The organism is Alphaproteobacteria bacterium, from assembly GCA_018063245.1.
Lineage (GTDB): Bacteria > Pseudomonadota > Alphaproteobacteria > JAGPBS01 > JAGPBS01 > JAGPBS01.
Genome location: JAGPBS010000001.1, coordinates 55,801 through 64,089, shown reverse-complemented (window position 1 = coordinate 64,089; position 8,289 = coordinate 55,801). Strand labels below are relative to the sequence as shown.

8 protein-coding genes are annotated in these 8,289 nt (G+C 41.9%); 6 read left to right on the top strand and 2 right to left on the bottom strand.

All coding sequences use genetic code 11. The annotated features are described in order from the left end of the window. From KBF71_00310 to KBF71_00295, 4 genes are all read left to right on the top strand, one after another. A partial coding sequence (locus tag KBF71_00310; GenBank protein MBP9876762.1) for a transposase occupies nt 1-109 on the top strand: 109 nt, incomplete at its 5' end. A 238-nt stretch (nt 110-347) separates the two neighbouring features. Next, the gene (locus KBF71_00305; GenBank protein ID MBP9876761.1) at nt 348-797 is read left to right on the top strand and encodes a hypothetical protein; all 450 of its coding nucleotides are present in this window, start codon (nt 348-350) and stop codon (nt 795-797) included. Between the two features lie 256 nt (nt 798-1,053). Beyond that, nucleotides 1,054-1,794 carry a hydroxyacylglutathione hydrolase gene (gene gloB / locus KBF71_00300; protein ID MBP9876760.1) on the top strand — a complete coding sequence of 247 codons (741 nt, stop codon included), beginning with the start codon at nt 1,054-1,056 and terminating at the stop codon, nt 1,792-1,794. 8 nt (nt 1,795-1,802) lie between these two features. Next, nucleotides 1,803-2,246: a GtrA family protein gene (locus KBF71_00295; protein MBP9876759.1), complete on the top strand. Its 444-nt coding sequence runs from the start codon at nt 1,803-1,805 to the stop codon at nt 2,244-2,246. Here the strand turns inward: KBF71_00295 and KBF71_00290 are convergent. Together KBF71_00290 and KBF71_00285 are read right to left on the bottom strand one after the other, a co-directional pair. After that, complete coding sequence (locus KBF71_00290) at nt 2,208-2,633, bottom strand: hypothetical protein (GenBank protein ID MBP9876758.1); 426 nt, start codon at nt 2,631-2,633, stop codon at nt 2,208-2,210. The genes KBF71_00295 and KBF71_00290 overlap by 39 nt on opposite strands. A 12-nt stretch (nt 2,634-2,645) precedes the next feature. Continuing rightward, on the bottom strand, nt 2,646-3,149 hold the full coding sequence (locus KBF71_00285; GenBank protein MBP9876757.1) for a hypothetical protein: 504 nt from the start codon (nt 3,147-3,149) through the stop codon (nt 2,646-2,648). 278 nt (nt 3,150-3,427) lie between these two features. On the opposite strand from KBF71_00285, the gene KBF71_00280 reads away from it, so the two are divergent. Next, nucleotides 3,428-5,299 (top strand): hypothetical protein, encoded by a 1,872-nt coding sequence (locus KBF71_00280; GenBank protein ID MBP9876756.1) that lies wholly within the window; start codon nt 3,428-3,430, stop codon nt 5,297-5,299. 82 nt (nt 5,300-5,381) lie between these two features. Further along, nucleotides 5,382-7,958, top strand: coding sequence for an ATP-dependent chaperone ClpB (gene clpB / locus KBF71_00275; GenBank protein MBP9876755.1), 2,577 nt, complete (start codon nt 5,382-5,384; stop codon nt 7,956-7,958). Nucleotides 7,959-8,289 lie beyond the last annotated feature (331 nt).

Here is an 8,289-nt window from a genome sequence, read left to right as displayed (position 1 = left end):
GTTTAATAAAATGAAGCATTTCAGAAGAGTAGCAACGCGATATGACAAATTGGCGGTCTCTTATATGGCTTTTGTTCTTCTATCTGCTATTTATTTGTGGCTAAAGTGAATGTCGACACTACCTAGTCACACCTGATCCTCTTCTAACAAATACAAATGGAAACTCTGCCTCCACAAGACCTATTGGGTTCAGCGTTACACCAACTCTAGAATACCAACAAGTCTTTGGATCAAGTCTTTTTGGAACGAGTCCTATTCTCATCAGTTCTTTTGCTTTTCGCCTTAATGAGGGTTATACACTGAACAGTCCAGTGTCGCCAATAATCCTAAACAGCCTACAGGTTACTATGTCAACACCATCTGCAGCTGTTGATGGTCTCTCAACCTCTTTGACATCAAATCTCGGCAGCGATGCAACGGTTGTTATCAGTAGCCCATCTAGCCTTTCTCAACCAAGCACATCAGTCAGAACAAATGGCATCACTTATGATTTTGACTATGTCTTCACCTTTGCAACCCCCTTCCTTTATGATCCAACACAAGGGAACCTGCTTTTTGACATACAATCAACATTTGGCGCTGGGTTCTGGAACAATGCTTTTGATGCTACTTTATCCAATACAGATCAAACGTCTACGGCCTTCACAACATCAGGTACGCCCGCAACAAGCACTCTTGGCCTTGTGGTTCAGTTTACCTACACAACACCAACACCTGAACCGGAGATGCTCTCATTGCTCTTTGCATCTTTAATGGGATTAGGCGCCCTTCGCTTTGCCTCATCTCGTAAGAAATAAGATCACCCTTGATCAAAAAAGCCCTCTCCTGAGGGCTTTTTTCTTGTCATGAAAAGCAAAGAGGGATAGCATCGAGAGAAAGAAACCTCAACCGTCACTCAGAGGGCTCCTACAGGAGCCCGTGGAGTCTCTGCATTCTCTAAAAAGGGATTGCACTCAATTGATTGTTAACTGAGATTCCACGCCACCCCTTATGGGGTGGCTCTGAATGACGGTTAATTTATAGCAACTCACATTAACCCACGAGACCGTCCTCATGACAAACGCGCCCTCTTTCACCATTACCTTGATTCCAGCCTTTGAGGATAATTATATCTACCTCTTACACAACAAGTCCCATACCCTCACAGCTCTTGTGGATCCTGGTGATTTTGATACAGCGAATGAGTATCTCACAAAACATCACCTCACCCTGACGCATATTTTTTTAACGCACCATCACTCTGATCATATTGGCGGCGTTGAAAAACTCGCGAGGCTCTATCGCCCACAAATCTTTGGTCCTGCGCTCAATCAGGCACAAATTCCTCAAATCACCCATCCTGTCAAAGAGGGCGATCAGCTTGCCTTTGGCGATGCAAATTTCACGGTCATTGAAACACCAGGCCATACGCTTGGGCATATCCTTTTCTATGAGCCTCTCCGCCACATTCTCTTTTCAGGTGATACTCTCTTTGGCATGGGCTGCGGGCGGCTCTTTGAAGGCACTTATGAGCAAATGTTTGAATCGCTTCAAAAAATCAAAAACCTGCCCCATGACACGCAAATCTACTGCGGTCATGAATATACTCTTGCCAATGGACGATTTGTTCTCCATCTTGATCCAGCTGACATCGCTGTCCAAGACCGAATGAAAAAAGTGACAAATCTGAGAGAAAAACATCAGCCAAGCATCCCCTTTACCTTGGCAGAAGAGCTCTTGACCAATCCTTTTTTAAAAGCAGAATCCATTCAAGAATTTCAAAAAATTCGACAAGCCAAGAATAATTTTGTATAATAGATCTCATGACCCTTGATCCCATCAACAGAATTCTTAAAAAGGAATATTCCTTTTTTTGTCCCAAAACTTTTTCGCGCTTTATCTTGATTGGCGCAAGTAACACTTTACTTGCCTATATCATCTTTATTGTGACCTATCACTTTACAGCGCCCTATTCTTTAACTTATGCTCCTTTTATCTCACAAGGATTAAGCTATGCTCTTGCCATGCTCTGGAGCTATCATTGGAACCGTAAATGGTCCTTCAAAGTACAGAAAAAACACAGGTACCAATTTGTGTTTTTTGTCCTGAGCCAGATCTTTTTCATGGTCATAAGCTCGACATCCATTCACTATCTGATTCAAGATGCAGAGCTTACGCCTACCATTTCTTGGGTTCTCACCATGGGTGTTGTGACAATTCTCAATTACTTAGCTCTTAAAATGCTCGTCTTCAAAGAGGCTAAATAAATAATGCAACCGGTTCTTGATTGCATACATCCGGTGAAATGTCTCTGGGATCAAGTCCAAACAACAGAGATCAACTAAATCTGATCGATCTTGCCGGCGCTTAAAACTCATAAATTGCTTTTGCCATCGCTGATAGGCCTTACGCCTTTTCCAATGATCTTGATCATAACCGAACATTGTTCTATCAATGCGGGCTAAATGACGACAACTTGAGCCCAATCTCAAGAGCCCCGCCATCATAAAATCTTCGCGCCATGCCAGTGCTAAATGCGCTTGCCTTCTTGTAATCAATCCCTTTTCTAGAAAGCGATCAATAAAGGTATCTAACTTTGGCTGTGCAGCCTCTTCATGAGCCCAGGTGACTGGCCTCTCATCTTGATTTAACATTCGCCCCTCCGTTTAGATTGATTTACTGATTGTCAATCTGAGGATGCGAAGATCTCCTTCTTTACTGGGTGTAAAAGTCACCGAAAATGATTGAATCTGATGAACACCCCATAAGACAGACTCTTCAAGCAAGCCTAGGAAATTCTGCAGCGGAAAAGTCTCAAATCCTCGATCGCTTTCAACCATCATTTTTAAATGCACAGGGCCATCGTAAAGGCATTTTTTCTGCGGCAATTGTCTTAAAACAACATTTTCAAAGGCAATGAGTCGATCTGTTTTATAACATTTCACAACGCCTGTATCATTCATATAGGCATAGGCCTCACTCAAAGGAAAAGGCCTATATTGAAGCTGTGTGTCAAGCAATACAGATCCCGAAGGATTTGCAAAAGCCCGATTCACTTTATGTGATCGAGAAGGAAGCGGTGGTTTTTTTGTGAGAGAAGCACTGAGTTTGACGCTCAGTGCTTTTGTTGTGGGGCTCTCATCCCCTGTTCCAGCAGGTAGATGTACCATTTTAGTCTCCAGTTTTAAACTTATTGAAGAATGTTAAATTCCAGCTTCTCACTCTTCAGTTTGGTTTCCAGTCAGATCTCTAAAAATAAAAATCTTACGTTGATATAACTCAAAATAACTTTCAATACTGATTATTCATTTGCGTTATTATTTATAGAATTACCATACATTAAATAAAAAATCAACAAAAAAATTACAGTTTTTAAAATTAACAATATTATACTTGAAATTTATCCTCAGTTCCGTTAGAGTGAGCCTATTATTTTAAGGAGATTTTGATGAGCGCATTTGAAAAACATTTAACACCAGAGATCACAACACTTATCTATGATGCACACGCATGGATTCAAACCTATGACACCCCGGCCATCAAAATATTACTCACAGACATTCTCACCCGTTTTCAAAATCCTCAAACCTTCACGGTCGAAAATATTCCGCTTCTTGAAAGAGACATTGCCTATACTTTTTGTCTCAAAAACGTAAAGAGAAAAGAGTTTTACCTATCGCGCATTGCGCATCTCAATTCTCCGAATCTTGCAACAATGCGAACTCTTGCCCCCTTTGTGACAGAGGACCCAGATGCATTTGAAGCAGAGCTTATTAAAAGAATGGCAACTGAGCATCAAGATGTGACCGCTTGTTACGAATATGGAACACAGCTGATGGACCAAGGATCGATTCAAGAAGGTCTTTCCTTTTTAGAAATCAGTGCTACAAAAAAATTCTGGCGCGCTCAACTTGCTGTTGGCCAATATTATTATACCAAATCAGGGCGTTCAGAAGCGGATCTAGATAAAGCCATCTTTATGTTAAACCTTGCTCATGAAAACCCTCAGAAACCAGTTCGTACCATTGGACTTTTAGATTTGGGCATCATCTACTATGAAAGTGCCGAGCTGGAAGGCAATGAAGCAGATTTCAAAAAAGCCTTTAATTACTTCACAGAAATCGAGGAAGATGGCGGCTTTAAAGAAGTTAAACTCTTTCTGTCTATCTGCCATTTCTTTGGACAAGGCACCGAAAAAAACGCTAACAAAGCAATGACGATTCTTAATAATTGGCTCAAAGAAGTCAGACAAGAAAACTTGCTTCAAGAAACTCCTTTCAAAACACCGATTGGCTTTGTCATGGCAGGCTACGCACAGCTCGCAGCCTATTTAGCGCAACCAGGAATGCCCTATTCGAACATTGAAAAAGCGCTTGAATATGTCCAATATCTAAATCATCCAAGTCGCCGACAGATGCTTCCTGTTAAACTCATGACAATTGAAATTATTTATGAAAAACTCATCACCCCTTATCTCAAAAGACCAGTAGACATCCGCAAACCTGAGACAGTCAATCGTTTTAAATTTGCTTTACAGATGTTTCGCCCTGTCTTTGAAACACTTGCAATGCAAGAACTATCACCTGAAAAAGCTCTCGCAACGCTCGACATGCTTGATCTCGTCTTTACGCTTTCTGAGAATGAAATCATCTATTATTACCCCAAATATATTATGATGCTGCATGATTTAATGATCAAACTCAGCAAATCTCTCTCAGAAATTTCACGACGCTACAAAATCAGACAACCAACCAAAGAAGAAATCGCTGAGTCATATCAACTCGCTATGCCTTCAAAGCCACAAAAGAAAAAACCACAATCCCAAGAACCTGAAGCTGAAGCTGAAACTGTAGAAGTGCCAACGGTTGCAGAAAATCCTGAGCCACCCAAACAAACACCTGCTGCGCAAGCGATCCCAAAAGTAAAAAAAGAACCAACTGTTAAAATCAAAACGCGGATACAAGATACACAACGCGTCATTCAAGATCTTACAAAACAACTCAAAGAGGAAGAAACAAGAATTGAAAGATTCTATATACAAAAAGCCCCAAACCAGATCAAAAAAATCTACAATGAGATTATGACAAAAGGAAAAGTGACAAAAGAAAACTTACAAACTTTTGTTCAGTATCTCAAAACAACAAAAGAAGCGACAAGTCGTCAAATGTCTAAAAGTGGTGGTATCGATCGTGTGACTTTAGGTAACTATACAATTGGTGCTCATGCCCCGCACAAGGGCGAGACTCATCTCGATAAAGGCGCTCTAGCGGATATCAGAAAAACACTCATCGCCTTTTATAAAGATCAGGCTCAAGGTTAAACAAAATACATATCACCCCCTCTTGTAATTTTTGAAACAATTTCCAATTAATATAGTAAGAGAATTGGAAAGGAAGTTTCACATGGATTTCAATAAGATCACAGAAGATGTCCAAACAATCTTGCAAAAGGCTCAATCCCTCGCTTTAACACAAAAAAATCAGCAAATCAGCGCTGTGCATATTTTTTTGGCGATTCTTGAAGACCCAACAAGCTACGGAACACGCTTTCTCAAAAAGATTGGAACAAACCTAACCTCACTCAAATCATCTCTCAAAACAGAATTGGATAAGATCCCAAAAGTGGAAGGATCTGGAGCAGGTCAAGTTTATTTCGAGCCCAAACTCGCACGGGCCTTCGCAGAGGCTGAGAAATATGCTCAAGAACTCAAAGATCAATTTTTAGGCACAGATGTGCTCATCATCTCCCTTCTCTATCACACAGAAATCGGTGAGTTGGTTGAAGGAGCATCTGGCCAAAAATCCAAAGCAAAAGAGGTATTAAAAGAAATGAGAAGCGGTCAAAACATCAACAACCCAAACGCTGAACAAACCTTTGAAGCTCTTGAAAAATACACACAAGACCTTACCGCAAAAGCTCAAGACGGTAAGCTTGACCCTGTCATTGGACGCGATGAAGAAATTAGGCGCACAATTGAAATCCTCTCTCGTCGCACAAAAAACAACCCTGTTCTTATTGGTGAGCCTGGCGTTGGGAAAACAGCCATCATCGAAGGCCTTGCCCAAAGAATTATAAATGGCGATGTTCCTGAAAGTCTCAGACATAAAAAATTGCTCGTCCTTGATTTAGGAGCTCTTGTCGCTGGTGCAAAATTCCGGGGTGAGTTTGAGGAAAGACTCAAAGCCGTTCTGCAAGAAATCACCAAAGCAGAAGGTCAAGTCATTGTTTTCATTGACGAGCTCCACACACTTATTGGCGCTGGAAAAGCCGATGGCGCAATGGATGCTTCAAACATGCTCAAACCCGCTTTGGCTCGTGGAGAGCTCCATTGCGTTGGCGCAACAACCCTTGATGAATATCGAAAATATATTGAAAAAGATGCAGCCCTTGCCCGCAGATTTCAGCCAACTTTTGTGGATGAACCAACCGTTGAAGATACAATTTCAATCCTGCGCGGTCTGAAGGAAAAATATGAACTGCATCACGGTATCCGGATTACAGATGGCGCAATTGTCGCAGCAGCACAGCTTTCAAACCGCTATATTACAGATCGATTTTTACCTGATAAAGCGATCGATCTCATTGATGAGGCCGCTGCAAAAATCAGGATGGAAGCTGAAAGCAAGCCTGTTGAGCTTGATGAGCTTGATCGTCGGATCATGCAGCTCACCATGGAAAGTGAGGCGCTGAAAAAGGAAAAAGATGAAGGCGCAAAAAAACGCCTTGCTCACCTTGAAACAGAGCTTCAAGAGCTTCATACCAAATCAAAAGAGCTCACTCAAAAATGGCGCGCTGAAAAAGATCAGATGAGTTCTGCTCAAAAAATCAAAGAAGAGCTTGATATGCGCCGCTCTGAACTGGAGATTGCACAAAGACAAGGCAATCTCTCAAAAGCAGGTGAAATTGCCTATGGCCTCATCCCTGAACTTGAACGTAAATTAAAAGCTGCACAAGATCACTCCTCCCTTGAATTGCTCAAAGAAGAAGTCTCAGAAAATGACATTGCAACTGTTGTGAGCCGTTGGACAGGCATTCCTGTCCAGCGCATGCTCACGGGCGAGCGTGAAAAACTGCTCACCATGGAAGACCATCTCCGCCGACGTGTTGTCGGCCAAGATGAAGCCGTAACAGCCGTCTCAAATGCGATCCGCAGAGCAAGAGCCGGCCTTCAAGATCCAAACAGACCTATGGGATCATTCATGTTTTTAGGCCCCACAGGTGTTGGGAAAACAGAACTCACCAAAGCTTTGGCTGAATTTATGTTTGATGACGAAACAGCCATGGTACGTGTTGATATGTCTGAATATATGGAAAAACATTCGGTTGCAAGGCTCATTGGTGCCCCTCCCGGATATGTAGGCTATGAAGAAGGCGGCGCTCTCACTGAAGCTGTCCGCAGAAGACCTTATCAAGTGATCCTGTTTGATGAAATTGAAAAAGCGCACCGGGATGTTTTCAATGTTCTCTTGCAAGTTCTCGATGAAGGACATCTAACCGATGGACAAGGACGCAAGGTTGATTTTAAAAATACGCTCATCATCCTTACATCAAACCTTGGTTCAGAATATATGAGTCCCACAGAAGCGCTTGCTGATGTCAAAGACAAAGTCATGGAAGCTGTCAAAGCGCACTTTAGGCCTGAGTTTTTAAACAGGCTCGATGAAATCCTTCTGTTCCACCGCCTCAGCCGCGATGATATGGATATCATTGTTGATATCAATATTGCCAAATTACAAAAATTACTCACACAGCATGGGATCACAATCACGCTCACCTCTTCTGCAAAAGAATGGCTTGGCAATGAAGGATTCGATCAAGTCTATGGTGCTCGCCCCCTCAAACGCATCATTCAACACCATATTCAAAATCCCCTCGCCTCCATGATTCTGGAAGGAAAGATCACACAAAATGAAAATGTAGAGATCACAGGCAATGCTGACGGCCTGTCTTTAACGGTACAAAAAGCAAAAGCAGCTTAGAAGGCTCCAATGGAGCTCAATGTCTCTAACTCGTCATCCTGAGGCCCGCAAGGCGGGCCGCGAGGATCCAGCCCTGAAGGATCAACGAACGGCATCTATTGAAAGATTTCTGGATGGTCACGTCGCGACAAGTCGCTCCTCACCATGACGGTATTTATTGATAACTCTTACATACACTTTCATCAACAAATTATGTGACCTTGGCTTCACAACCATAACCCCACTTATTTCTTGCATATTTTTTTAATATAATATATTCTTATAGTTAGATAACTATTTTTACATACCGCAGAGATGAACATTCTTTAACGTTTCATCCATTTTTTTAAAG

Bases quoted from the DNA above. Each gene is read 5' to 3' on its own strand.
- clpB (MBP9876755.1), top strand. From the start codon at position 5,382: ATGGATTTCAATAAGATCACAGAAGATGTCCAAACAATCTTGCAAAAG.
- KBF71_00305 (MBP9876761.1), top strand. From the start codon at position 348: ATGTCAACACCATCTGCAGCTGTTGATGGTCTCTCAACCTCTTTGACA.
- KBF71_00285 (MBP9876757.1), bottom strand. From the start codon at position 3,149: ATGGTACATCTACCTGCTGGAACAGGGGATGAGAGCCCCACAACAAAA.
- KBF71_00280 (MBP9876756.1), top strand. From the start codon at position 3,428: ATGAGCGCATTTGAAAAACATTTAACACCAGAGATCACAACACTTATC.
- KBF71_00290 (MBP9876758.1), bottom strand. From the start codon at position 2,633: ATGTTAAATCAAGATGAGAGGCCAGTCACCTGGGCTCATGAAGAGGCT.
- KBF71_00295 (MBP9876759.1), top strand. From the start codon at position 1,803: ATGACCCTTGATCCCATCAACAGAATTCTTAAAAAGGAATATTCCTTT.
- gloB (MBP9876760.1), top strand. From the start codon at position 1,054: ATGACAAACGCGCCCTCTTTCACCATTACCTTGATTCCAGCCTTTGAG.